This is a genomic window from Sulfurimonas iocasae, assembly GCF_047716755.1.
Taxonomy (GTDB): domain Bacteria; phylum Campylobacterota; class Campylobacteria; order Campylobacterales; family Sulfurimonadaceae; genus Sulfurimonas.
Map to the genome: position 1 here is coordinate 2,105,565 of NZ_CP180409.1, position 24,258 is coordinate 2,129,822.

A 24,258-nucleotide genomic window follows, 5' to 3' on the forward strand; every position below is an offset into this window, starting at 1 on the left:
AGAAAGAATTATGGGGTGTCTCTTATAAGAAAGATGAAATTCCGAAAAATTCCGGAAAGAAGGCTAGTATGAGTAATACAATAACTTGAATTATAATAAAAGGAACAACACCTCTATATATTTGCATTGTAGTAACAGAACTTGGAGCTACTCCTTTTAAGTAAAAAAGGGAAAAACCAAATGGCGGTGTAAGAAATGATGTTTGAAGATTCATAGCAATCAAAATTGCAAACCACACCGGATTTATTCCCAATGCATCAGAAATTGGGACCAGTATAGGAATGATAATATATGATATTTCAACAAAATCAATAAAAAACCCTAACACTAAAACAACAAGCATGGTAAATAATATAAAGGCCATTTTATCATCACCGGGTAGGTTAGCCATAAAGTCTGCAACCAACTCTTCTCCCCCTGTATATGAAAAAACCATTGAAAAAGCTGTTGCACCTATTAAAATACCAAATACCATTGATGTGATTTTAACGGACTCCAGAGCAGCTTCTTTAATCATAGACATTGTGAATGTTCTATATAGTAGAGCCAACAATATTGCCCCCATAGATCCAACAGCAGAGGATTCTGTAGGAGTTGCAATACCCGCAAAAATAGAACCTAGAACTAAGATAATAAGTGCTAGTGAAGGGATAATATCTATAAGAGCTTTTTGTACTTGCTTAGCTTTACTTCCACGAGAAGCATCTGCAGGAATTGCAGGTGCTACATCTTTTTTAATATAAGATACGATTAATATATATAATATATATGACCCAACAAGAGTAAGACCTGGCCAAACAGCAGCTTGAAAGAGATCACCAACCGGAACTTGAAAAACATCTCCAAGAATTATAAGCACAATAGAGGGAGGAATAATCTGACCAAGTGTACCAGAGGCACAAATAGTTCCTGTTGAGAGTTCTGTGCTGTATTTATACTTCATCATTACAGGAAGAGAAATAACACCCATAGCTACTACAGAAGCACCTACAACACCTGTAGATGCTGCTAAAAGTGAGCCAACTAGAACTGTAGAGATAGCTATACCTCCTCTTATCTCTCCAAACAAAAAGCCCATAGACTCTAAAAGTTTTTCAGCAAGACCTGTTTTTTGAAGTATTATTCCCATAAATATAAACATAGGTATAGCCATTAAAATTGTATTTTGCTGAATTGAGAAAATTCTATACGGCATATAGTCAAACATTGCTATGCCTTCATTTAATCCTTCAGTTATACCGGCAAGCATCCCGGCATCAAATCCACCAGCCATATATATTTCACTTATTCCGGCTATTAAACCAAACAGTACCGAAACAGCGGCAAATGTGAATGCAACAGGAAATCCAAACAACAGCATAAAGAGTGCTGTAAAAAACATTGAAATACCAATCATAAAAGAGGCCTCTTTTCATCAGTACCATGTAGTCCGTTAAAAATATTTAGATTCTTAATAAAAAACCCTACTGAAGTAATGATTAACATCAAAAAGGAGAGAGGAATTAATGATTTAACTATCCATCTATATTGTAAACCGCCAGGATTTCCGCTTTGTTCCATTGAAAGGTAAGCATCTGTAGCATTCTCAATTGAGCTCAATCCAACAAGCAGTGAAATTGGCAGAATTGCTATAACTACCCCGACCATATTTATCACTGCTTTTTTTCTGTAAGAAAATTTATCATACATAATATCAACTCGAACATGTCCATCTTCTTTAAGTGTATAAGCTACGCCTAATAAAATCACAACGGAGAATAGATGCCACTCCATCTCCTGCATCGCTATACTATTGACTCTAAAAGCATATCTTGTAATAACATCATAAAATACATTTAAAATCATTAATAGCATTGCAGCTCCGGTTATGATTCCTAAAATATCTGCAAACTTATTAAAGAAATTTTCAATTTTTAACAATTTTATATCCTTTGGGTATTGTAATAAATTAAAAAAACCCTTAAAAAAGGGATTTTATTTCTATTCTAGATTATCCTTTAAATATAGGTAATCAGACATAATAGTCCACTCTCTGGCCTTCTTTTGAAAAGCTGCTTGTGAATCTAAAATTTCTTTTAACTGAGGATTAGTTTTAGTCATTTCAGCAATAAGTTCTTTATTTGCTTTTTTCATTGCATCCATAACTTCTTTTGGAAAAGTTTTGATTTTAACATTTGGATACTCTGTTGCAATTTTTGACCATGCTTCTGCACTCATTGCATAATTTTGTATATACATATCATAAGCACTAAGTCTCATAGCAGTTTTTAAGATAACCTGTAGGTCTTTTGGAAGTTTATTAAACTTTTTCTTATTAACTAAATACTGCAGTTCTGTACTTGGCTCATGCCAACCTGTATAGTAAAATGGTGCAATTTTGTGAAAACCCATTTTAATATCCATTCCAGGTCCAACCCACTCTAGTGCGTCTAAAGCACCTCTTTCCAGAGATGTATATAACTCACCTGGAGCAACATTTGTAACAGCAAGACCTAACTTGGCCATAACTTCACCGGCAAAACCTGGGATTCTCATTTTAAGACCCTTTAGGTCATCAAGTGATTTAATCTCTTTTCTAAACCATCCACCCATCTGGTTTCCTGTATTTCCACCAGGAAATGACAACATTTTATGCTTAGAGTATGCTTTTTGCATAAGTTCCATTCCGCCACCGTAGTAGAACCATGCATATTGTTCTGGTGCTGTCATACCAAAAGGCATTGTAGTAAATGGTAATAGACTAATATCTTTACCTTTCCAATAATATGATGCAGTATGAGCCATATCATATTGACCGCCTTTAACCATATCAAAAACGCCAAAAGCAGATTTATGCTTGTTTGAGGCGTCTATTCTAATGATTAATCTACCATTTGACATCTCTTTAACCATTTTAGCCATGTTCTTTGGTGCATCTATAAATGGTGAGAGAGTCGGTCCCCAAGTCGTAGCAAGGTTCCAACTATAAACTCTCTCCTTTGCAAAAGAGCTTGTACTTAGTCCTACCAATAAAACAGAAGCTAAAAATAACTTCGTCGATTTTCGTTTAATAATATTCATCTACTTTCCTTTATTTTTGTCTTAATGTACTTATAAAATTATACTACGATATAAAAGTAGCATGGAAATAGCATATTGAATATTCTACATGAATAAAATTATTATATTCTTAGTCTGAGAGTATATGTAACATTCCACCCCTTAGTCTTGTTTCTTGCTCTGTGTTTATATCTACTTTTAACGTGGCAACTGGGGTGTATCTTTGTCATCTTCTTTACGAAGCTTCTGTCTCTGTTTTACTAAATCTCGATACTGTCTCTGCTTCTTTTTTTTAGCTTTTTCTCTTTTTATATTATCTTTTTCTCTCTCTTCACGATGATATTCCCATGTTATTTTTAAAGCGATTGCTATCATTATTATCATTATGATAAATAGTCCTATCCAATTAAATAAAAAAATCAATAAAACACCTAATAGTCCCACTAAAATATAAAGTGATATTAGCTTTTTAAAATTTTTTGAAATTACTTTTTCTACACTTCTTTCTGTAAGACCAAAAAATAATAAATAACAGGATAAATATAGAAGCCACTCATTTTCAGTTATTTTCCATGACATAAGAGAGAGAATCATAATTGTAAAAACAAGATAATGCCACCATATTGAATACTTATTTAACATTATAATTATCTTGTATAGAGTCTATAGTTATTTCTTTAGATTTGTCAATTGCAAATGGAATCACTTCACTTCCTACTTCAATCCCTCCAACAGTCCATAGGTAATTTATATGTACCCCCTTCTGCTCAGTCAATTTATTTACCTTGTTTGAAGTGTTAGCAGCAGAGATTTGTTTATTGTATTTTTGTTTAGCCATTACCAAAATCCGGGGACAAAATCCGGGGACAGTGTACTAATTAATTTCATTTTCATCTTTTTTAGGTCGTCCTGCTTTTTTATTTTTATAATCTATCCCTGTTAATAATTTTATTTTATCATAAAAGTTATCATCTCCGCATGGTTTTCCTGTTCTTGTTTTTTCTTTTATAAATTTTATTTGTGCGTTTTCTTGCAAAAATTCTTTATAGTTTTCTATATTATCTATCGGCTCATAGTTTGATAATAATTTATCTTCTTTTACTAAGTTCAATCTATATTTTGCACTTGTATATTTATAGTTCCAAGGATAATCAACCATGTATGCTTTTACTGGATTTTGCTCCACATATTTTAAGGCATGTAAAAAATGGACTTCATCTAAAGGAGTGGAATAGAATCTTTCTTGAAAAAGATGTCCTTTTACTTTTTGTTCAAAGTTTATTTTTCTTGTATAGAGTCTATGTGTCTCACCAATGGCTTTTGAGAGGGATTCTCTATTTTTTGGTATCGCTATTATGTGTACATGATTTGTCATAAGACAATAAGAAAGAATCTTTAAATCATGTAATTTACATTGAGTAAATAGCAACTCTTTATAGTATTCATAATCTTCATCTTTAAAAAAGATATTCATCGAACGAACACCTCTTTGAGTTATGTGATGCGGTGCATTTGGGATTACAACTCTTCTTATCCTTGCCATTTTTATCTCCAAAATTTAGATATAAAAATAATACAAAAATAAAATCTATTTTACTAAATATATTGCAATTTGCTAATTAATTGGTATCCTGTCCCCGGAATTTCGAATTTTCTTGCCATTTTTATCTCCAAAATTTAGATATAAAAATAATACAAAAATAAAATCTATTTTACTAAATATATTGCAATTTGCTAATTAATTAGTATCCTGTCCCCGGAATTTATATTATAAAATTTCATAGACATTAAAATGACAATCATGGCTATAGGGTAAATCCATATAAAATGTATAAATTTTGTAATAAAAATTGAAAATAAAATTATACATATTAACAATACTTTTACAAGTATTATTTTATAGTTTTTCAAAGTTTCCACTCCACCCCATAAGACAAGTTGCATATCTGTACCAGAATGCAATACCAGAGACTATAGAACCTAATATTATAAAAATTGTAAATAACCATATAAGTTCATTACCATCTAAGTAAAAAAAATCATTTTCCACCCAATACACAATAGATAAAATCACAAATATTATAAAAAACAAACTACCCTTAATTAGTAATATTCTGCATTTTTTATTATTCATTTTCACTCATTTTTTCATTAACTTTTTTTAGTATAAGTTGAGTAGGAACTTCAATTACACCTGGTAATGGTTTTGTAAAAAAATCTATTTGGGCATTAGTAGCAGTTTCATTAGGGGAAGAAGGATCTAAATATTCTTTCGCAGCTCCAAATACCAATCCAGTTGTTGTTAACGCTGTACCTATAGCTTTTTCTTGAGGTGTTTTACCTTTAATCATAGCTACACCAAGTAATTCTGCTACTGCTCCAGCATTATCAAATCCATTAGCCAACTCAGCAGGCTCATCTCTAACAGATTGAGCATATTCTTTTCCAATTTGTGTAGCATCTTCAAAAGGAGTTGTTAATGGAGTATCATCTTCAGGTGCATTTAAAGAGCTTGCTAACCCCATAACACCTAATACAATTAATGGTGCAAAATTATCCCCCAACTCCTTATCCAACCCACTAAACTCAATATTATTATTCGCTGTTTGGCTATTAAACACTGAAGGTGTTGATGTTACTTGATTTGTATTTGTGTTGTGGTTATTTACAGTATTTAGGTTTATTCCTAGGTTGTAGTTATTTGACAGAAAAGATATATCATCTATGGTATCTTGGGCTACCATATTTTGATAACTATTATGTTGATCTCTATCTGTTGTAATATCAATTCCTTGTGATTTTTGGTATGAACCTGCTAACTCTTGACCTAATGTAAACATAGTGTCTTTTGATGTAGCTTGTTTTTTTTCATTTGAGAAAATTGTATCATTTTCTTTTGTAATGAATCCTGCAACTTGTTTCCCTCCTTGCCCTGGTTCATCTGTTGATATTACTTTTACATCTCCTGCTATTTGTATCCCTAGTTTTTGATTCACTGCTTGTAAAATTTGATTATTATATATTTGTTTATCTTCATCTGAGGTATTAGGGTCATTTAGTTTATCAACTATATCAGGATTATTCATAAGTATTTCTTTATACGCTTCATACTTTTTAACACCAAAGTTTATTTCATCAAAGAAGTCTTCTATTCCTACATCTTCTGTTTTTACTATTTTTTCTATTGCATCTGTGATTTTTGAAGACACTTTTAAATCATTAGCTATAGATGCTCTTCCATCCTCAGTCAAGAGTCTAGTATCCAATTCAACCTTTAAACCTTTATGGCTTGAAATATTATATATGTCTACTTCATTGTTTGCTACATCTGTGTTTAGCATTCTTGTCTCTGAGTTTTCTTTATCTGCTATTTGGATATTACCGTTTCCTAGAAAATCCGGGGACAGTGTACTAATTAATTTCATTTTCATCTTTTTTAGGTCGTCCTGCTTTTTTATTTTTATAATCTATCCCTATTAATAATTTTATTTTATCATAAAAGTTATCATCTCCGCATGGTTTTCCTGTTCTTGTTTTTTCTTTTATAAATTTTATTTGTGCGTTTTCTTGCAAAAATTCTTTATAGTTTTCTATATTATCTATCGGCTCATAGTTTGATAATAATTTATCTTCTTTTACTAAGTTCAATCTATATTTTGCACTTGTATATTTATAGTTCCAAGGATAATCAACCATGTATGCTTTTACTGGATTTTGCTCCACATATTTTAAGGCATGTAAAAAATGGACTTCATCTAAAGGAGTGGAATAGAATCTTTCTTGAAAAAGATGTCCTTTTACTTTTTGTTCAAAGTTTATTTTTCTTGTATAGAGTCTATGTGTCTCACCAATGGCTTTTGAGAGGGATTCTCTATTTTTTGGTATCGCTATTATGTGTACATGATTTGTCATAAGACAATAAGAAAGAATCTTTAAATCATGTAATTTACATTGAGTAAATAGCAACTCTTTATAGTATTCATAATCTTCATCTTTAAAAAAGATATTCATCGAACGAACACCTCTTTGAGTTATGTGATGCGGTGCATTTGGGATTACAACTCTTCTTATCCTTGCCATTTTTATCTCCAAAATTTAGATATAAAAATAATACAAAAATAAAATCTATTTTACTAAATATATTGCAATTTGCTAATTAATTGGTATCCTGTCCCCGGAATTTAAATCGTTAGCTATAGATGCTCTTCCATCTTCAGTAAGAAGTCTAGTATCAAGCTCCACCTTTAAACCTTTATGACTACTTACGTTATATATATCTACTTCATTGTTTGCTATATCTGTGTTTAGCATCTTAGTATCAGAATCTTCTTTATTACCTATTTGGATATTACCATTTCCTAAGGTTGCTAGAGTTTTTGTTTTTGAGTTAGTTGTATCATTTGAGTAGTCTAAGCTTACGTTTGAAAGTGTATTTTCTTTTGCGCTTCCTCCTAGGTTTATTCCTACAGATGTACTTTTAGAAGTTTTTGTGTTGTTAAGGCTAGATGCTAAGAGAGTATCTGTTTTTAGGTTTAGGTTAGAGTTGTCATTTCCATCAGCATCTACTGCGGCTATGGTTGCACCTCTTAGTCTTGTTTCTTGCTCTGTGTTTATATCTACTTTATTACCTGTTAGGCTTGTAAGGAGTGTCTCTTTAGCTTTTGCATCTGAGTTTGAAGCATTTGCTCCTAGGCTAGTTAGAGTTCCTCCTCCTACTCCTGCACTTACACCTTCAGAGTGTGATTTTTGTTTACTTGTGTTTTGAACAGATGCTACTTCTAGGTTTTTACTATTTAGAGTTAGAGTATCCTCTGCTTTAATAGTTGCACCTTTTATGGTTGTTGTCTCTTTTGTATTGATATTTATGTTATTTGCTTGTAGGTCTGAGTTTGCATGTGTTGCTTGTACATTTGTAGACTCTGAGTTATCTGCGCTTGCACTCATACTAAAGCCTGATGTTCCTATGCTTATGTTTACGTTTTGGTGTTGAGTATCTTCGCTTTGGTCATGGTTATCTTTAGATGCTAGTATATCTGTTGTTTTAGCATCTATGTCTATGTTGTTATTTGCTTGGAGATTACTTCCTTGTATGGTTGCTTTATTTTTAGCGTTTATGACGATATTATCACCTGCTATATTTGAGGCTACACTTCTTTGTTCATACTCTTTTAGTTGTGTCTCTATGGCATCTATATCTAGTTCTAGAGATGCGCTCATACCGTAGCTTGCACTTGAAGCTGCTGCTTTTGCGGTTTTTTTGTTTTTAGAAGTGAAGATTCATTTACGGAGATGTGGGTTGGAGTTAATTGGTATCCTGTCCCCGGAATTTCCCGGAATTTGTAGGGGAAGGGGTTAGAAAGTTATTTTATATTCTCATATTATAAACTTCAGTGACTTTTTATAAATTACCAAAAGTACCAAATCCATCACTATACCCACCATGTTTTTTTGCAATTTCATCAAGGGAATCTTCTATATTCATAATCGTGTTAAAATCTAAAAATATATTCTTACTACAATAACAAGTCCATGAATTATCTTCTTCATCATACTCTACACTTGTTTGGAAACTTAATTCTTTAACTTCTTGAGCTATTACATTACCTATATTTTTATCAGGAACATCAATGAAGAAATCCATTAAAGTTTCTTTTGCCAAGTCAACCGTTTTACTGGATATTATATTTTCTATTGCTTCTCTTGTAGCATTCTTTTCTATATCATTCATCTTTAATCCTATAATCTTTATTTTATGATTCTATCTTATTATCACTTTTAAGATTTTTGTTCTTTAACAAAACTGTTATTAAATCATCTACCATCTTTCCTTCTCTATTAATTTCATCATTACTAATACCATATTCAGCAATATAGTCCCCTAAGAACTCCATTACTTCTTCAAAATTTTTATAAGGAATCATTATTTTGTTATTAGTATTAATTACTAAATTAAGCTTTTTGTATCTTTTTAATATCTCATATAAAATTTTTGATTCTTTTTCTTTTAGTTGATAATTCATCTATTTTCTACGTCCTTTTGAATTTTTTGGCCATGCTGTAATAATTTTTCCATTTTTATTTAAAACAACTGTAGCATTTTTTCCTGTATATTTAGTAGCACCATTATTTTGATTTTTTGGCACTTTTGTAGGGTGTTTTACTGCATCAAGAATAGCCTTTGGTTTTACACCAATACCACCATCTCTTCCTATAGATTGGTTTAGTCCATGTTTTGTATAACCAGAAATTGGATTAGCATTTGTTTTTGGTGGGATGGGTGGGATGCGTGTTGGATAAACATTTGAAAAAAACGATAAATTAGGATTTAGAACTCCACCCTTTCCTCCAGTAGCATAGATTGGTTCTTTACTCCACGGAAAATTATCCCCTCTACTCTTATCCAACCCAGCAAACTCAGCATTGTTTGCGGCTACGGTATTAAAGATTGATGGGGTTGTTGTTACTCTTGCTTTGTTATAGTTTGTCATAGAATCTTGCCCTGTTAGATTCAGTGCGAAATTCGTATAGTTTGATATATTTGTTCCTACATTTTGTGAAAAGTCAGATCTATCATCTCTGTACTCTTGGCTTTGGTTAAACGTTGAGCCTTCTTGTCTATCTATAGAGCGTTGTGCTTCAGTTCCTGCTACTTCTATTAGTCCTTCATTTCCATTGTCTATATTTGTTTCATTTATGTATGAGTTTTTTGTATCTAAAGAATGATAACCTTTTATATCTTTATTATCTCTTCCTTTCTCATCAGTAGCTATTAGTTTATTATCATGTGTTTCATAACCTAGTTTTATCATTACAGCATCTGTAACACCATCCATCATTTGCTCTTTTTGCTCTGGAGTTAAGTCAGGGTTACTTAAGGCTTTTGCTAAAGCTGGGTCTTGTGCTATTTTTTCTTTTACAGCTTCATATGTAGTGTTTTCTTTTGCAGTATTTGAGAAGAAGTCAGTTACATCTACTGTTTCATTTGTAACTATTTGCGTTATAGTGTCAACTATCATACTTGATTTTAGTAAGTCTTCTGCTATCTGATTTCTACCGTTCTCAGTAAGAAGCCTAGTATCCAGCTCACCCTTAAGACCTTTATGACTACTTATATTATAGATATCTACTTCATTGTTTGCTATATCTGTGTTTAGCATCTTAGTATCAGAATCTTCTTTATTACCTATTTGGATATTACCATTTCCTAAGGTTGCTAGAGTTTTTGTTTTTGAGTTAGTTGTATCATTTGAGTAGTCTAAGCTTACGTTTGAAAGTGTATTTTCTTTTGCGCTTCCTCCTAGGTTTATTCCTACAGATGTACTTTTAGAAGTTTTTGTGTTGTTAAGGCTAGATGCTAAGAGAGTATCTGTTTTTAGGTTTAGGTTAGAGTTGTCATTTCCATCAGCATCTACTGCGGCTATGGTTGCACCTCTTAGTCTTGTTTCTTGCTCTGTGTTTATATCTACTTTATTACCTGTTAGGCTTGTAAGGAGTGTCTCTTTAGCTTTTGCATCTGAGTTTGAAGCATTTGCTCCTAGGCTAGTTAGAGTTCCTCCTCCTACTCCTGCACTTACACCTTCAGAGTGTGATTTTTGTTTACTTGTGTTTTGAACAGATGCTACTTCTAGGTTTTTACTATTTAGAGTTAGAGTATCCTCTGCTTTAATAGTTGCACCTTTTATGGTTGTTGTCTCTTTTGTATTGATATTTATGTTATTTGCTTGTAGGTCTGAGTTTGCATGTGTTGCTTGTACATTTGTAGACTCTGAGTTATCTGCGCTTGCACTCATACTAAAGCCTGATGTTCCTATGCTTATGTTTACGTTTTGGTGTTGAGTATCTTCGCTTTGGTCATGGTTATCTTTAGATGCTAGTATATCTGTTGTTTTAGCATCTATGTCTATGTTGTTATTTGCTTGGAGATTACTTCCTTGTATGGTTGCTTTATTTTTAGCGTTTATGACGATATTATCACCTGCTATATTTGAGGCTACACTTCTTTGTTCATACTCTTTTAGTTGTGTCTCTATGGCATCTATATCTAGTTCTAGAGATGCGCTCATACCGTAGCTTGCACTTGAAGTTGCTGCTTTTGCAGTTTGAGCTAAAAGTGCTGTTGTTTTTGTGGCAAGTGTTGTTGTTGCTAGGGCTATGTTTGCTTGGTAATATTTATCGTCTTCTTTTAGGTCATTTAGCAGTTCTTTAAACTCTTCTACATCTGCTAGTTCTATGAAGCCTGTTTTAGCTTCGTACTTTTGTTCAAGTTCTGCGAGCTTGGCTTCTTGTTTAGATACTTCAACTTTATATTCATCATATTTGTCATTTGCTATCCCTACTCCATCTTTAGCTACTTTTACTCCCTCTAATGCATAAGCTATTTTTGCATATTCATTTGCTACTACTACCTTCGCTGTAGCAACTCCATGGAGTTCTTCTGAGTCTACTTCGTTTGTCTCTTTAGTCTCTTTTATAGTTATGTCTTCTTTAGCTGTAAGTATTACATCTTCTTTAGCGCTTAGGTTTGCCCCTTCTATGCTTATACTTTTTTCACTGTCCATCTCAATGTTTGCATTTGAGTTTACTGAGCTAAGAGATGCTGTTGTCTCTTTAGTTGTCTTTTTTATTTTATCTATTGTTGCTTGACCTATTTCTGCTTCTACTTGCCCATCTCCTACTTGTATGTCTGGGACTCCTCCACCATATATATGAACTTCTAGGTTATCAACTGACTTAGTGCTTGTGTTTTTAGCTGCGGCTATTTTTAACTCACCGCCTGTTTGTATAGAAGTGTCTCCCATACTACTTAAGTCACTTCCTATAATGCTTGTGTCATTTTTACTTTTTATAACTAAGTTTGAACCAGATGCTATGGTTGAGCCAAGAGCTTTAGATATATCTTCTTTCTCATCTTTTAGAGTTAGGTCTATTTTTGTCTCAACTCCTTCATCAGATGTTAGTTTTACTTCTACTTCACCACTTGTCTCTTTAAAGCTATGGCTATCTTTATCATATGCGGCTACTATATTTACATCATTACTTGCATCTAGTGTTGCATCTGCTCCTGCAGCTAAGTTCGAACCTACTATATTTATGTCACCATCATTTGCTTTTAAAGTTAAGTCTTCACCTGCTTTTATGTTTGAAGCTACATTTTTTATAGATTTAGTTTCTTCTTGTGTCTTAGAGTAAGAAGCTTTTATGTTGATGATATCAGAATCATCTCCACCTGCTTTCGCTTGACCTAAAGTAGCCATATTTAGCCCTAAGTTACCAAGTCCTTCTAAAGCTTGATCAGCGCTAATAGAAAGTTTCTCATGTTGTTCCCATGTTTTATGTTCTTCTTTAGCTGTTTTTATGTTAATGTCACTTGCGTCTATATCTATACTTCCATCTGCCTCTAGGTTTGAGCCTTCTATATTTGTGGTGTTTGATTTAAAACTAATGTTTGTTGCTTTTAGGTTTGAAGATACTGCTGTTTTATCATAGTTTCCAACATTGTCCATACTTGCACTGTAAAGGTTATTACCATCAAACATATCTGTCTTTACAGTTGTAGTCTCAGAGTAGTCTACTTCATAACCAGCTTTTATATTTATATCTTTTGCGCTATCAAGTGCTAGTGTTTCTTTGGCTTCTAGGTTTGAGCCTATTACGTCTATGTCATCTTCTGTTGTAGTTAGTTTTATGTTTTTTCCACTTAGAATAGAGGCAATGTTTGTTGAAGTTGCTTCTTTAGTTGTAGTAGAACTTGAACTAAATGTTCCAGAAGATGATGATTTACTTTCTTTATTAGTAGAGTTATTCACAGCTAAAATATCTAGTTTTTTAGCTTTTATGTTTATGTCGTTTGTAGCATTTAGATTAGAACCTTTGATGCTTGTAGTGTCACTGGAGTTTATATTTATGTTTTTAGCATCTAAGTTAGATGCTAAATGGGTTGTAGATTTTTCTTTAACATAGTTATCTGCATCACCACCTGCAAATTCTTTTTTATCTATAGTCGTAGCTATGTCTATATCTTTTGCTTTTAAATTTATATCTGTAGCTTGAAGTTTACTTCCTTGTATTTTAATATTTTTTGCAGCAGTTATATTTAAAATATTTGAAGCTATTATTTGAGATTCTTTATCCACTAAGGTTGTTTTACCTTTTGAACCTATTGCAGAAAAACTCACTTCCTCAGCAGAGCGTTTATTTACTACATTTCCATTTGTAGAACTTAAATCTATATTTTTAGCTTTTATGTTTGCACTTATATTTAATATATCATTGGTTGCTTGTATATTTATATTTTCACCTGCAATGATATCTCCAGACATATTAGAAACACTATCACTAGCATTTATATTAATACTCTCACCAGCAATAATTCTGGCACCTTCTAGTCTATACTTACTAGCATCTGCTATATACACAACTGGAACAAGTACTTTTATCCCCTCTATTTCTTGCTCTTCCATCCAAACTATATCTTGTGTCAACGCATTAATTTGTTCTTTATTAAGTGAGATACCAGGACTAAGCTCTAGAGCCTTACTAGTAGATATAGCATTGTCCATTAGAAGCTTATACTGATCGTTGTCATTTTTTATATCTTTATTTAAAAATCTTCTTCCCGTTTGTTTAAATATACTATCTCTTATAATTGTATTTTCATAAAGAGCATCTCCTAGTTTTTTAGTTGTAGCTTGTGAATCATAATCAATTCTACTCATCATATAATCACTACTGATAAAGTTATCATAAAGAGCAAATTTTGGATTAGTTTCTATTAAAAACTTAGATAGAGGATTCTTGTTTTTTACAAATAATCCGTAATCATCTTTTGGGACAACTATGGGTGTAAGTAAAGCATCTTTATTTCCATTAGTAACTATATCTGTTTCATTATTTATAGTTGTTGCACTTGTTATATCTTCATCTTTTTTTACTGTAGTATTTACTAAACTAGATACATCTGCGCTAATACTTCCTCCTGCTTGTATAGTAGAGTCTGCACTATCAAGTTGTGTTAAAGTTGTAACGTCTGTGTTATACTTATGATACCAAGAACAACCACTTCTAGGCCAACTATTACTCATACATTGTTGAACATATCCAGTAGTTCGGATTATCTTATTCGCAATTAAGTTGGCTGAATTACTCAATGAACCTGCAACGTGTAGATTTCCAGATGCAGCCATTAATGAGTACTCATTATTCGTATCGGCATTTACATAAATATTTCTACCAGCTATTAAGGTAGAAGGTATATAACCTGTTTTATCTAAGTACTCAATTGTTATAGTTCTATTTTCATAAGTTCTTCTACTTCCAGGCATGTACCTTAGTCCGATAAAACCAGAACTCTCAACATAACTCTTTTTTGTTGGTGCTTTTGTTACTATATTTTTAAAGCTATTTGCAAATATATTTATATCACCATTTATTGTTTCAATTTTTGCTGATCGATTTTCAATTAATTTTGTTTTAGAATTAGTAGCACTTTCTGATAATTTTAAATTGTTTACAGCTAATATGAGAGCATCTTGATTATTGATTAAATTGTTTTTTGTATATAAATACATATCCTTACCACTAAATATAGTTCGATTATTTGTAAGTGAGTTTGATGTAATAAATAAATCATTAGCTGAAGCAATTGTTTTTTGGTTAGTAAGTGTTCCACTTGTATTTAAAGTTAAACTACCATCTGCCAATATATCGGAGTCATTTATTATATAATCAGTTGCTTCTATATTTAGATTTCTTCCCGAACCTATTGAAGAAGTTGATATATTATTTAATGTATTTAGTTTTAAAGTAAAATCATTTTTAGCATATAGGTTTGAGTTTGTTAAATCTATAATATTATCTACATCTATATATAGATTATTTAAAGATTCTATATTTCCGTTATTATTTTTTAGAGTAGTGGCTTCTATACTTACATCATTATTTGATTTAATTACTCCTGAGTTATTAATGATGCTATTTCTTGATACTATAGCTATATTACCATTTGCGAGAAGTTGAGCATTTGTATTATCTATGTTTTGGGAATCTATATTAATATCACCTAAAGATGTCATGATATTGTTATTTGTTAAGTTTAGTGTTTTTAATTTAAGATTGTTATCTGAATTAATTTCACCGCTGTTTGTAACACTAGTTGTTGCATCTACATTTATATCATTTGCTATGATATTACCATCTGTGTTTTCAAGCTCAGCCGTGTTAATAGTTAAAGTTTCATTTGCTTGAATTTTTCCACTATTTGTGAGTTTGTTTTTTACACTTAGGTCTATGTTGTTTACTGCTAGTATATTTGTATTTGCTGAGTCTACATTATCACTTACTATGTTTACATCTTGAGCTGATATCTCTCCACTTGTAGTTGTGAGTGTTGCTGTGTTTAGATTTAGGGTTTTACTAGCTTGGAGATTACCGCTGTTTGTAACACTAGTTGTTGCATCTACATTTATATCATTTGCTATGATATTGCCACTTGTGTTTTCAAGCTCAGCCGTGTTAATAGTTAAAGTTTCATTTGCTTGTATTGTTCCACCATTTGCAAGTTTGTTTTTTACACTTAGGTTTAGATTATTTACTGCTAGTATATTTGTATTTGCTGAGTCTATACTATCACTTACTATGTTTACATCTTCTGCTGACATCTCTCCATTTGTGCTTGAGAGTGTTGCTGTGTTTAGGTTTAGGGTTTTACTAGCTTGGAGATTACCGCTGTTTGTCATCTGCTTAGTTGTGACACTCAATACACCAGTACTATTAAGAGTATAATCTTCATTTAATCCAGCTACTACTGAGGCTTTATTTATAAGATTATCTGATTTTATATCTACAGAATTTTTAGAAGCTATTGTCCCGTTATTTATTTTAACATCATTATTTGCTTGAAGAGTTGTACTGTTTTTAGAGTAAAGATTATCATTTAGTTCTATATTACCGCTTGAAGCTATTATTTTTATGTCTTCACTTGCACTTATCTTTTGTAGATTAATATTTCCATCATTTGTAATAGTTATTTCACCAGCAGATGCTAATACTTCTGGAGGCAGGTTTACACCTAAACCTTTATCTGTTCCTACTAAAGAGATTCTATTTGCGTACATTCCACCTAGAGCAGATGCATCTAAAAGTAGTGCTACCTCATTACTATTTGTAGAAGATATGATTTGTTTAGTATTGGCATCTATGCTGTTTTTACCTAGTTTTATATCTAAATCTTTTGCATGCATTTTAGCATTTAGTTTCAGAAAATGAGTATATATAGATGTACTATCTTGTCCCATAGAGTCTAGTCCATCTCCATCTATACTTATATCTCCACCGAGAATGTTAAAAGATTTTAAATTACCGGCATTTATAATAGGAGTACCTGTAGTTAGAGTGACGTTTGACGTATTTATAAACCCTGCCCCATTTACACTTAGTCCATTTGGATTTGCAATGATAAGATCTGCTCTTTGTCCTGCCACTTCAGTATAACCATTAAGCTGAGATCTTGATGTACTTGTTACTTCATTTAAAATTACTTTTGCATTTGAAGTTAGATTACTATTTCCGTAAATATAACCACCCAGCTGAGTATTTACTGTTGTATCTCTAGAGTTATTTAGGATAAGACCTTCTTTACCTACATTGTATTCACTAAATTTATTGTGAGATAGTCCTGTAGTATTTGGATTTGCTATGTTTACAACTGGAACACCATTTCCAGCCTTATCTATGTTAGTGTTAGTTGTACCATCAGTTTGAAGAGTTGCCGCATGTAGTGGCATAAAGGTTAATGCATATGATAATAGTATTGCTAGTGATTGTTTTAGATGTTTCATTTTCTTCCCCTAAAATTTCAAGTTTATGTTGTATCGAAATAATGTTTCAATAGCCAAATGTTCAACTTTCTTAATAGCTCTACTAAATGTGAACTCTGTACTTATCATCTGCGATTCAGTTTTAAATCCAATTGCTGCGCCTGCTAAATCTCCACAAGCTGGTTCATTTGTATCTTGACAATTAACATATCCATAATCAACTCCAATAAAAGGAGAAATAGTTTTTATATATGTAGTATTTAGCGTAGGACGAAATGTTTTAATCAAATCACTTTTTAGATATGCGCCTGTATTACCATAATATGAAGATTCATATCCTCGTACTGTATAGTAACTACCTACGCTCAGCTGGTTGTTGGCATAAAGAAAGTTTTCTGAATATTGAATGTAAAGATTTGAATTTAACTGATATGTACTATCTGGAATATAATAATAAAGATATTCACTAATAGTATGTTTTGTGAATTGTAGTTTTTCTTTTGTGTCACCGCTAAAGTAGCTGTCATTTCTAGCACCAAACTAGTCCAAACCTCTGTGAAAACTATATTTACTGATTAACTGTCCCCATTCTTTAACATATGTATGGGTTAAATCAATTTGCCCTAAAGTTGTTGAGTAACTGGAGACATCTATTAACTCATTTGAAAAATAATTTTTGGTATTTTTATGTTGAAGAGATACAGCTAATTGTAATTTATTGTTTTTATTTCTAAATAAGACTTTACTTATTTTAAAAGTTGTTCCTATTGTAGAGCCTTCTGCAATATATATGTCATTTATACCTAAGACTCTTTGCTTATATAAAAAGTCGAACCATATAAACTCAATTAAATAACTACCAATAGGAAATGAGTAGTTTAGTTCCTTACCAGATGAACTTTGATAGTCTTGTTGGATTCTACTACCATTACTACTAAGTGTTAATATATCATTAATTTTCAGTGGATTATCTAGTGATACTACTGCTGTTAAATACATACTGTCATCGTATACATTTTTCTCTCCAGAAACACCTATACTAAAGTGTAAAGGAAAGCTCTCTGTAGTCTTTATCTCAACTATGCTAGAGCCTTGTTTTGTTCCAGGTTTTATCTCAAATTTAGCATCTGTAGATGGAACTCGGTTCATCATCTCTAAAGATGTCTCTAAATCTCTTAGGTTTAAAAGATTACCTTTTTGAAGGGCAAAGGCTGTTTTTATTTTATCGTTTGTTTTGCTGGTGTTAGCATCTATAATATTTTCAACTATCCCTTTTGAAACTGAGATATCTACTTGTCCATCTAAAATACTTTGTTCTTTGAGGTATGGCTTAGTCGTTATATATCCATTATTAATATAGTAATTAGAAAGAATACTTAAAATACTTTTAAATGAATCACTCTCTAAACATTGACCATAGTAGTTTTCAAACAATTTATCTTTAGTTTTAGAGTCAAGTATTTCACTTTCATCTACATTTATCTGTTTTAGTTTTATACAGTCTTCTGCTTGAAGATTTAGAGTAAGCACAAGTATTGTAATAGTTAAAAACTGTTTTATAAAGATATTCATATATACAAACTATTTATAATCATAAAAACTATTATAATGTGATTTTCTTTATAAAACTTTAAGTTTGAGCTTATACGCTATTAATGTTAACTAATCGTTAATAAAAATCTTAATATGGGTAGTTTTTATGCTTAAACTAATATTTATCATTTTATTACTGCTACCCTCATTAGATGCTAAAGACATAACTCTTACTTTCAAATTACGTTCTATTGGTTATGTAAGTGACTTTGTTGTAGATGCAAATCATCTATACGCTGCAAATGATATGAAATATTATATTTCAAATCCAGAGGCATTGGCTCACTATCAACTTAACAGCGGAGATTATGTTGTGTGTGTGACTTTTAGCAATAGCATTACTTATACGAGGTGTGTAATTTTAATTTATTTATTTTTTACAAGCTTCACAAACACTCCATGAACCAAAACTGCGACAGTCCCTATAGCCAATCCAACCAGTAACTCTGCAACGATGCTAGGAAGTACATGTAAAAAGTCATGTATCTGATGCACGTTATGGGTGAATATACCACCTGCTACTAAAATCATAGCGAGTGTTCCAACTACTGTTAAAAGTCTTATTACTTTTGGCAGGGCTTGGACTAGCACATTACCGATGCTTTTTTGTAAGCTGTTTTCACTTTTAGCTGTCTCTATAAGCTTAAACCCAAAATCATCCATCCTAACTATGAGAGCAACAATGCCGTAAACTCCTATGGTTGCTAGAACAGCTACGACAGTTACGGCTATAATTTGGATGGGAAGTGATTTGTCTAAAACTGTTCCAAGAGCCATTATGATTATCTCGATTGAGAGTATAAAGTCTGTAAGTATCGCTGAGTTAATTTTTGTTTTTTCTATTTCAAGGATCTCTTCTTTTGAGAGAGACTGTTGAATATCTCTTTTTTTCTCTTTATGATGAGGAAAAAAGTACTCATAAATTTTCTCAGCACCCTCAAAGGCAAGATATACACCACCAAGCATTAAAATAGGTACTATTATCCAAGATGCAAAAGCACTAAGTAAAAAAGCTACAGGAAGTATCATTAATTTATTTCTAAAAGAACCCTTGGTTATAGCCCAAAGAACAGGAAGCTCTCTAGATGATGCAAAGCCAGAAGCTTTTTGTGCATTAACGGCTAAGTCATCACCCAATATGCCCGCTGTCTTTTTAGTAGCCACTTTACTCATAGCAGCTGCATCATCTAGAAGCGCCGCAATATCATCAAATACAGCAAAAAACCCTGTCGCCATTATATTCCTTCATGTTTAATCAGTGAAGTGTAATATAAATATACTTAAATCACGAAAAAGTATTTTTGTGAACACTTTTTGCTTTACAATACTTGGATTCACACAATTTTATTTACTTCTACACCTAAGTATGAAAATACTTTAAATAGTGAGGATATATTATGAAAGATGGTTTAACTCGTATTGATGTTGCAATTACTAATTGCCCAAAGGTTGATCAAAATAAACGATTTTTAAAAATGGTGAGAATAAATATAATGTTTAACGATGGAGGAGGATGATCCTTCGTCTGGAAAGTTCATTTTTTACTTAAATATGCATTCCCATCGAGGACGGTGGGAATGCGCTAAAATTTTCACAATTATCTAAAAAAATCTTGTATAATGCCTCTATGTTTAAACTAATATTTATCATTTTATTACTGCTACACTCATTAGATGCTAAAGACATAACTCCTACTTTCAAATTACGTTCTATTGGTTATGTAAGTGACTTTGTTGTAGATGCAAATTATCTATACGCTGCAAATGATATGGGAACAGTAGATGTATTTAATCTAAAATCAAAAAAGATGGTTAAGCAAATTGTTTTACCTCCCATTACTACTGCTCTAAATAAACTCATAGCTGCCAATATCATGAGCGTTGATTATCTAAATGGAAAAGTTCTTATTGTTAGCATCGGAAAAGATTCATTTAGAAATGTCTGGATATATGAAAACCATGAACTCAAAAATATAATAGATGAAGAGAAAAAACTCACTATAAAAGAAGCACGTTTCTTAAGTGATGGAAAGATTATTTTTGGAACTTTAGGTTCAGAAGTCATACTCCATGACAGAGAAGAACAGTACAATATTTACAAAACGCAGGTTTCACAGAGCACACTAGGAGATATTATGCTGAGTCCTGACAAAACTGAGATAGTTATTGCCGATGAAAGTGGTGCTATTAAGCTTCTAGATGCTAAGAGTTCTAAGATAAAACAGACTTACAATTCACAAAATGTTGATAATATTTTTCATGTAGCATACAGCAACGGTGTAGTTCTAACAGCTGGGCAAGACAGACGTATGGCTGTGTATCAAAACGGGCAAAAAGATTACCACATTAAAAGTGATTTTTTGGTCTACTGCGTTGGTCTGAGTCCAAGTGCAAAAACAGGTGTCTATACAAGCGGGGAAGAACATCATCTGCAACTATTTAACCCAACTACAAAGATTCAAGGGGATCGTCTTGTCGGTCATGATAAGCCTGTAAATCAGATAAGATTTTTAAATGAAAAAGAACTCTTTAGTTCTGAAGGTCGTAGAGAGATTTTTTACTGGAAATTGGACTAACTTTTCACAAATTTAGCTAAAAAACTATTTAATTGATTTGCAAATTCATGTGCATCTTTTTGTGAAAAGGGTTTTGGTCCTCTTGTTAGCTCTCCACTCTCACGAATTTTCTCCATCAAGTCTCTCATTGCAAGATATTGCTTGATATTATCAATACTATATAACTCTCCACGATGGTCTATTGCGTGAGCATCTTTACTTATAACTCTATCTGCTAAAGGAATATCTGCTGTAATTACCAAATCACCCTCTTGCACCATCTCAACTATTTTATGGTCAGCTTCATCAGCTCCTGCATCTACTATTATATAAGTTATATTATTAGATTTGCCTATGTCTATTCTTTTATTTGAAACAACAAAAGTTTTAAGCCCAAGCCTCTCTATGGAACGGAATAAGATAGGCTTTAAAAGATTTGGAAAAGCATCTCCGTCTAAATATATATTAATCAATTCCAATTTCTCTTTTCATTTTAGTTTTTATAAATGTAATTATACTATTGCATAAAATCAAAAGCATTAATCAAGTCAACTTCTAGAGCATTTAACTCTTTACTTGTATCAAGTTTTAGAAATTCAGCCTGCGTTGATAGATGAAACCTTAAATCTGTTCTATCATGTTTAGTAAATAGTGTCTCTGTTGATATGTCTATACCTTTGAGTATTTTATATGTTTCACTCATATCATATTTATCCGAGATTATTACTATCTGATTCTCTGCAAAATACCCAATAAAAGCATTTGGCAACTGCTCATTTTTAACAGCCTTTACAATAGTAGAAAATTCTACTTCAACAGCAGTAGCTTCTGCTTTACCATACCATTTTGCAATATTTTCAAAGTTTTTTGCTCTCACTATGATTACACCTAATTCACTAACCCCCTGTTTTAAAAGTTCTATTTTTTCTAAAACAAATTTTCTGATTGGGAGTTTTGTATGTTCATCATTATAAAGTGCATTATGAATAGCTGTAATATCACTAAAGGTAAGTATATAACTATTTTCCTCCTCTAGTTTTGTTGAAGTGACCTGATACTCATATGTTTTTGTATCTTTAATTATTCTTACTTTTTTTTCATCATCACCCAACTGCTCTAGCTGCTCTATAAGATCTTTATTTGAAGTAGCATTTACACAGTGGGAAGCTTCTTCAAAAAGCACGCCTATTTCTGGCATCTCAAGTTTTAAGGTATCATATGAATCAAATCCACCTATATCTAAAAAAGCTCTATTAGCCATATTTACTTCATTGTCTTTTATAGTAATGATTCCGATTTTAATCTCATCTACGATTATTTGAGCATTTTTAGAAAGTGACACTACCTCTTCTTGAAGTTCTTTTCTCTCGTTTTCAAATGTAAGCTCTTCTGCTATCTTATAAAGTACATATAAAAACTGTTTATTATTAAAAGGTTTAAGTACAAATCTACTTACATCAAGATTTATAAGTTTCATTAAATATTCACTGTCATTATGGGCTGATGTCACAAGTATTATCTGAGTATAAAGTATCTCTTTTATAGCCTCTATCATCTCTATACCATTCATATTTGGCATATTAATATCAGTGATAACTACATCAAATTTACGCTCTTTATACTTAGCTAGTCCTATAACTCCATCTTCTGCCAAAACTACATCAGTAAAGAAACGACCTAAAAAACTAGCTGTTTGCGTACGGATAATTTCATCATCTTCAACATATAGTACGGAACATTTTGAAGCATATTTTTTTAACTTTACAATATTTATGTCCACTTATATCTCCTTTTTTACCGGTATTATAATTGTAAAACTTGTTGTATCATCTTTAGTCTCAACACTAAGAGTTCCTAAAAGATGATCTTCAACAATCATCTTAGACATATAGAGTCCCAAACCTGTACCATTTTTCTTATCTTTTGTACTAAAGTATGGATCAAATATCTTATCTAAAATATCTTTAGGAATTCCACCTGCACTATCTTGTATAATTATCTCTATATTTTCCTTTGTTTTTTTAGTTGATAGTTTAATAACTCTTATTTCTATCTTATTTTCAACATAAGCATCCATAGCATTTTTAACAAGATTTAAAATTATTTGTATTAGATCATTTTTCTTTGTAATTATGTTTACATCATCATCGTAATCTCTCTGTAAATTAATTGCATTACTCTTAAGTGTTGAGCTTATAACATGACACGATTCATCTATAATGGCATTAACATCTACAAGTTCTTCCTTATTATCAGGTTTAAAAAAGTTTTTAAAGTCATCTATGGTGTGGGATAGATAAGCTATCTGCTTATTTATAAGATTTAAGTTTTCACTAAACCTTACTTCGTCAATATCTTTTAACTCTATATCTAAAAGCAGGTTGTTTGTAGTCATACTCATTCCCGTAAGTGGCTGTCTCCACTGATGAGCTATCATACTTATCATCTCGCCCATAGCAGCAAAACGAGACTGTTTTGCTATAAACTGATCTTTTTTATTTAGTTGCACAACAAAGTATCTAACTGTGAAGTATATACTTAAAAAAACAAAGAGCATTAAAGCTTCAACAATCCAGAAGAATATTATTTTATCATTATTTGAATCAACAGCAGAATAGATAGCATTTATAGAACGAATATGTCCCTCTTTTTCATTAAATCCATTCTTAGTTCCATACATCTTAAGCATATCTTTTGGAGCATCATTATAATCACCGTGACACCTTAGACAAGCTTTAGTATTTTTCCTACTCGGAAGTGCAAAAAAGAAATAATTTTTACCATTAAGTTCTATTTTTTCAGTATATGATTTGATATCAGTTTCATTAAATAATTTTAATATTTTGGATTCATAAGCAGTTGCTTTATTTAGAGGGTTTGTAGGATTGTCACTTGCGAACTTAAATTCTATTTTATCAACAATATATTCTTGTTCTACTATCTTTTGCTGAAATATTTTATCTACATGTCCAATAATAAAAGTAGATGACAAAATAGCAGGATTAAAATAATCTTTTGAAATATTGTAATCATTTATTAATTCATAAGTTGCAGGCTTTTGAAAGTCTGAAACATACTTCTGCATAGATTCAGATAAAAGTACATTTTGTCTGATTAACCTATAAGCTTCTTTTTCATAATAAACATCAAGAATTACATAAAAAGCGGTAGAACCAAATAAATAAGTGACGATAAAGATTATTGTCATTTTTTGAAGTAATTTATCTAACATTTAAATCCCCATTATAATATTTAGCA

19 protein-coding genes and 1 pseudogene are annotated in these 24,258 nt (G+C 31.6%); 2 read left to right on the plus strand and 18 right to left on the minus strand.

What is annotated here, in order from left to right; genetic code table 11:
- Positions 1-22: 22 nt before the first annotated feature.
- The 14 genes and pseudogenes from ACLHDE_RS10665 to ACLHDE_RS10730 form a co-directional block, all read right to left on the minus strand.
- On the minus strand, positions 23-1,396 hold the full coding sequence (locus ACLHDE_RS10665; protein ID WP_415396399.1) for a TRAP transporter large permease: 1,374 nt from the start codon (positions 1,394-1,396) through the stop codon (positions 23-25).
- Positions 1,393-1,920: a TRAP transporter small permease subunit gene (locus tag ACLHDE_RS10670; protein WP_415396400.1), complete on the minus strand. Its 528-nt coding sequence runs from the start codon at positions 1,918-1,920 to the stop codon at positions 1,393-1,395. Before ACLHDE_RS10670 ends, ACLHDE_RS10665 begins: the two co-directional genes overlap by 4 nt.
- A 60-nt stretch (positions 1,921-1,980) precedes the next feature.
- Positions 1,981-3,060: a TRAP transporter substrate-binding protein gene (locus tag ACLHDE_RS10675; protein ID WP_415396401.1), complete on the minus strand. Its 1,080-nt coding sequence runs from the start codon at positions 3,058-3,060 to the stop codon at positions 1,981-1,983.
- Between the two features lie 177 nt (positions 3,061-3,237).
- Positions 3,238-3,681 (minus strand): hypothetical protein, encoded by a 444-nt coding sequence (locus ACLHDE_RS10680; protein WP_415396402.1) that lies wholly within the window; start codon positions 3,679-3,681, stop codon positions 3,238-3,240.
- Complete coding sequence (locus ACLHDE_RS10685) at positions 3,671-3,877, minus strand: hypothetical protein (protein WP_415396403.1); 207 nt, start codon at positions 3,875-3,877, stop codon at positions 3,671-3,673. Before ACLHDE_RS10685 ends, ACLHDE_RS10680 begins: the two co-directional genes overlap by 11 nt.
- Positions 3,878-3,913: 36 nt before the next feature.
- Entirely contained in the window at positions 3,914-4,582 is a 669-nt protein-coding gene (locus tag ACLHDE_RS10690) for a transposase (RefSeq protein ID WP_415396404.1), read from the minus strand.
- A 354-nt stretch (positions 4,583-4,936) separates the two neighbouring features.
- On the minus strand, positions 4,937-5,089 hold the full coding sequence (locus ACLHDE_RS10695; RefSeq protein ID WP_415396405.1) for a hypothetical protein: 153 nt from the start codon (positions 5,087-5,089) through the stop codon (positions 4,937-4,939).
- A gap of 76 nt (positions 5,090-5,165) precedes the next feature.
- The gene (locus tag ACLHDE_RS10700; protein WP_415396406.1) at positions 5,166-6,464 is read right to left on the minus strand and encodes a hypothetical protein; all 1,299 of its coding nucleotides are present in this window, start codon (positions 6,462-6,464) and stop codon (positions 5,166-5,168) included.
- The gene (locus ACLHDE_RS10705; protein ID WP_415396407.1) at positions 6,451-7,119 is read right to left on the minus strand and encodes a transposase; all 669 of its coding nucleotides are present in this window, start codon (positions 7,117-7,119) and stop codon (positions 6,451-6,453) included. The genes ACLHDE_RS10700 and ACLHDE_RS10705 overlap by 14 nt, the downstream gene beginning before the upstream one ends.
- A 72-nt stretch (positions 7,120-7,191) precedes the next feature.
- Positions 7,192-8,256, minus strand: coding sequence for a hemagglutinin repeat-containing protein (locus tag ACLHDE_RS10710; RefSeq protein WP_415396408.1), 1,065 nt, complete (start codon positions 8,254-8,256; stop codon positions 7,192-7,194).
- A 181-nt stretch (positions 8,257-8,437) separates the two neighbouring features.
- A complete protein-coding gene (locus ACLHDE_RS10715) occupies positions 8,438-8,767 on the minus strand; it encodes a ribonuclease E inhibitor RraB (RefSeq protein ID WP_415396409.1) in 330 nt (109 codons plus the stop codon).
- Positions 8,768-8,789: 22 nt separating this feature from the next.
- Positions 8,790-9,059: a hypothetical protein gene (locus ACLHDE_RS10720; protein WP_415396410.1), complete on the minus strand. Its 270-nt coding sequence runs from the start codon at positions 9,057-9,059 to the stop codon at positions 8,790-8,792.
- Positions 9,060-16,874 (minus strand): hemagglutinin repeat-containing protein, encoded by a 7,815-nt coding sequence (locus ACLHDE_RS10725; RefSeq protein ID WP_415396411.1) that lies wholly within the window; start codon positions 16,872-16,874, stop codon positions 9,060-9,062.
- Positions 16,875-16,883: 9 nt separating this feature from the next.
- A pseudogene (locus ACLHDE_RS10730) lies at positions 16,884-18,425 on the minus strand (ShlB/FhaC/HecB family hemolysin secretion/activation protein).
- A 127-nt stretch (positions 18,426-18,552) separates the two neighbouring features.
- On the opposite strand from ACLHDE_RS10730, the gene ACLHDE_RS10735 reads away from it, so the two are divergent.
- Complete coding sequence (locus ACLHDE_RS10735; protein ID WP_415396412.1) at positions 18,553-18,849, plus strand: hypothetical protein; 297 nt, start codon at positions 18,553-18,555, stop codon at positions 18,847-18,849.
- Here the strand turns inward: ACLHDE_RS10735 and ACLHDE_RS10740 are convergent.
- Positions 18,813-19,682 carry a DUF808 domain-containing protein gene (locus tag ACLHDE_RS10740; protein WP_415396413.1) on the minus strand — a complete coding sequence of 290 codons (870 nt, stop codon included), beginning with the start codon at positions 19,680-19,682 and terminating at the stop codon, positions 18,813-18,815. The two genes, ACLHDE_RS10735 and ACLHDE_RS10740, sit on opposite strands and share 37 nt — an antisense overlap.
- 391 nt (positions 19,683-20,073) lie before the next feature.
- On the opposite strand from ACLHDE_RS10740, the gene ACLHDE_RS10745 reads away from it, so the two are divergent.
- Complete coding sequence (locus tag ACLHDE_RS10745; RefSeq protein WP_415396414.1) at positions 20,074-21,021, plus strand: WD40 repeat domain-containing protein; 948 nt, start codon at positions 20,074-20,076, stop codon at positions 21,019-21,021.
- On the opposite strand, the gene ACLHDE_RS10750 is transcribed toward ACLHDE_RS10745, so the two are convergent.
- From ACLHDE_RS10750 to ACLHDE_RS10760, 3 genes are read right to left on the minus strand one after another with little or no spacing between them, the layout of a single operon-like run.
- Positions 21,018-21,473 (minus strand): YaiI/YqxD family protein, encoded by a 456-nt coding sequence (locus ACLHDE_RS10750; RefSeq protein WP_415396415.1) that lies wholly within the window; start codon positions 21,471-21,473, stop codon positions 21,018-21,020. The genes ACLHDE_RS10745 and ACLHDE_RS10750 overlap by 4 nt on opposite strands.
- Before the next feature lie 44 nt (positions 21,474-21,517).
- Complete coding sequence (locus tag ACLHDE_RS10755) at positions 21,518-22,780, minus strand: response regulator (RefSeq protein ID WP_415396416.1); 1,263 nt, start codon at positions 22,778-22,780, stop codon at positions 21,518-21,520.
- Positions 22,781-24,232 carry a DUF3365 domain-containing protein gene (locus tag ACLHDE_RS10760; protein WP_415396417.1) on the minus strand — a complete coding sequence of 484 codons (1,452 nt, stop codon included), beginning with the start codon at positions 24,230-24,232 and terminating at the stop codon, positions 22,781-22,783.
- Between the last annotated feature and the right edge of the window lie 26 nt (positions 24,233-24,258).

Bases quoted from the DNA above. Each gene is read 5' to 3' on its own strand.
- ACLHDE_RS10665 (WP_415396399.1), bottom strand. From the start codon at position 1,396: ATGATTGGTATTTCAATGTTTTTTACAGCACTCTTTATGCTGTTGTTT.
- ACLHDE_RS10675 (WP_415396401.1), bottom strand. From the start codon at position 3,060: ATGAATATTATTAAACGAAAATCGACGAAGTTATTTTTAGCTTCTGTT.
- ACLHDE_RS10680 (WP_415396402.1), bottom strand. From the start codon at position 3,681: ATGTTAAATAAGTATTCAATATGGTGGCATTATCTTGTTTTTACAATT.
- ACLHDE_RS10685 (WP_415396403.1), bottom strand. From the start codon at position 3,877: ATGGCTAAACAAAAATACAATAAACAAATCTCTGCTGCTAACACTTCA.
- ACLHDE_RS10690 (WP_415396404.1), bottom strand. From the start codon at position 4,582: ATGGCAAGGATAAGAAGAGTTGTAATCCCAAATGCACCGCATCACATA.
- ACLHDE_RS10700 (WP_415396406.1), bottom strand. From the start codon at position 6,464: ATGAAATTAATTAGTACACTGTCCCCGGATTTTCTAGGAAACGGTAAT.
- ACLHDE_RS10705 (WP_415396407.1), bottom strand. From the start codon at position 7,119: ATGGCAAGGATAAGAAGAGTTGTAATCCCAAATGCACCGCATCACATA.
- ACLHDE_RS10710 (WP_415396408.1), bottom strand. From the start codon at position 8,256: ATGAGCGCATCTCTAGAACTAGATATAGATGCCATAGAGACACAACTA.
- ACLHDE_RS10715 (WP_415396409.1), bottom strand. From the start codon at position 8,767: ATGAATGATATAGAAAAGAATGCTACAAGAGAAGCAATAGAAAATATA.
- ACLHDE_RS10720 (WP_415396410.1), bottom strand. From the start codon at position 9,059: ATGAATTATCAACTAAAAGAAAAAGAATCAAAAATTTTATATGAGATA.
- ACLHDE_RS10725 (WP_415396411.1), bottom strand. From the start codon at position 16,874: ATGAAACATCTAAAACAATCACTAGCAATACTATTATCATATGCATTA.
- ACLHDE_RS10735 (WP_415396412.1), top strand. From the start codon at position 18,553: ATGCTTAAACTAATATTTATCATTTTATTACTGCTACCCTCATTAGAT.
- ACLHDE_RS10740 (WP_415396413.1), bottom strand. From the start codon at position 19,682: ATGGCGACAGGGTTTTTTGCTGTATTTGATGATATTGCGGCGCTTCTA.
- ACLHDE_RS10745 (WP_415396414.1), top strand. From the start codon at position 20,074: ATGTTTAAACTAATATTTATCATTTTATTACTGCTACACTCATTAGAT.
- ACLHDE_RS10760 (WP_415396417.1), bottom strand. From the start codon at position 24,232: ATGTTAGATAAATTACTTCAAAAAATGACAATAATCTTTATCGTCACT.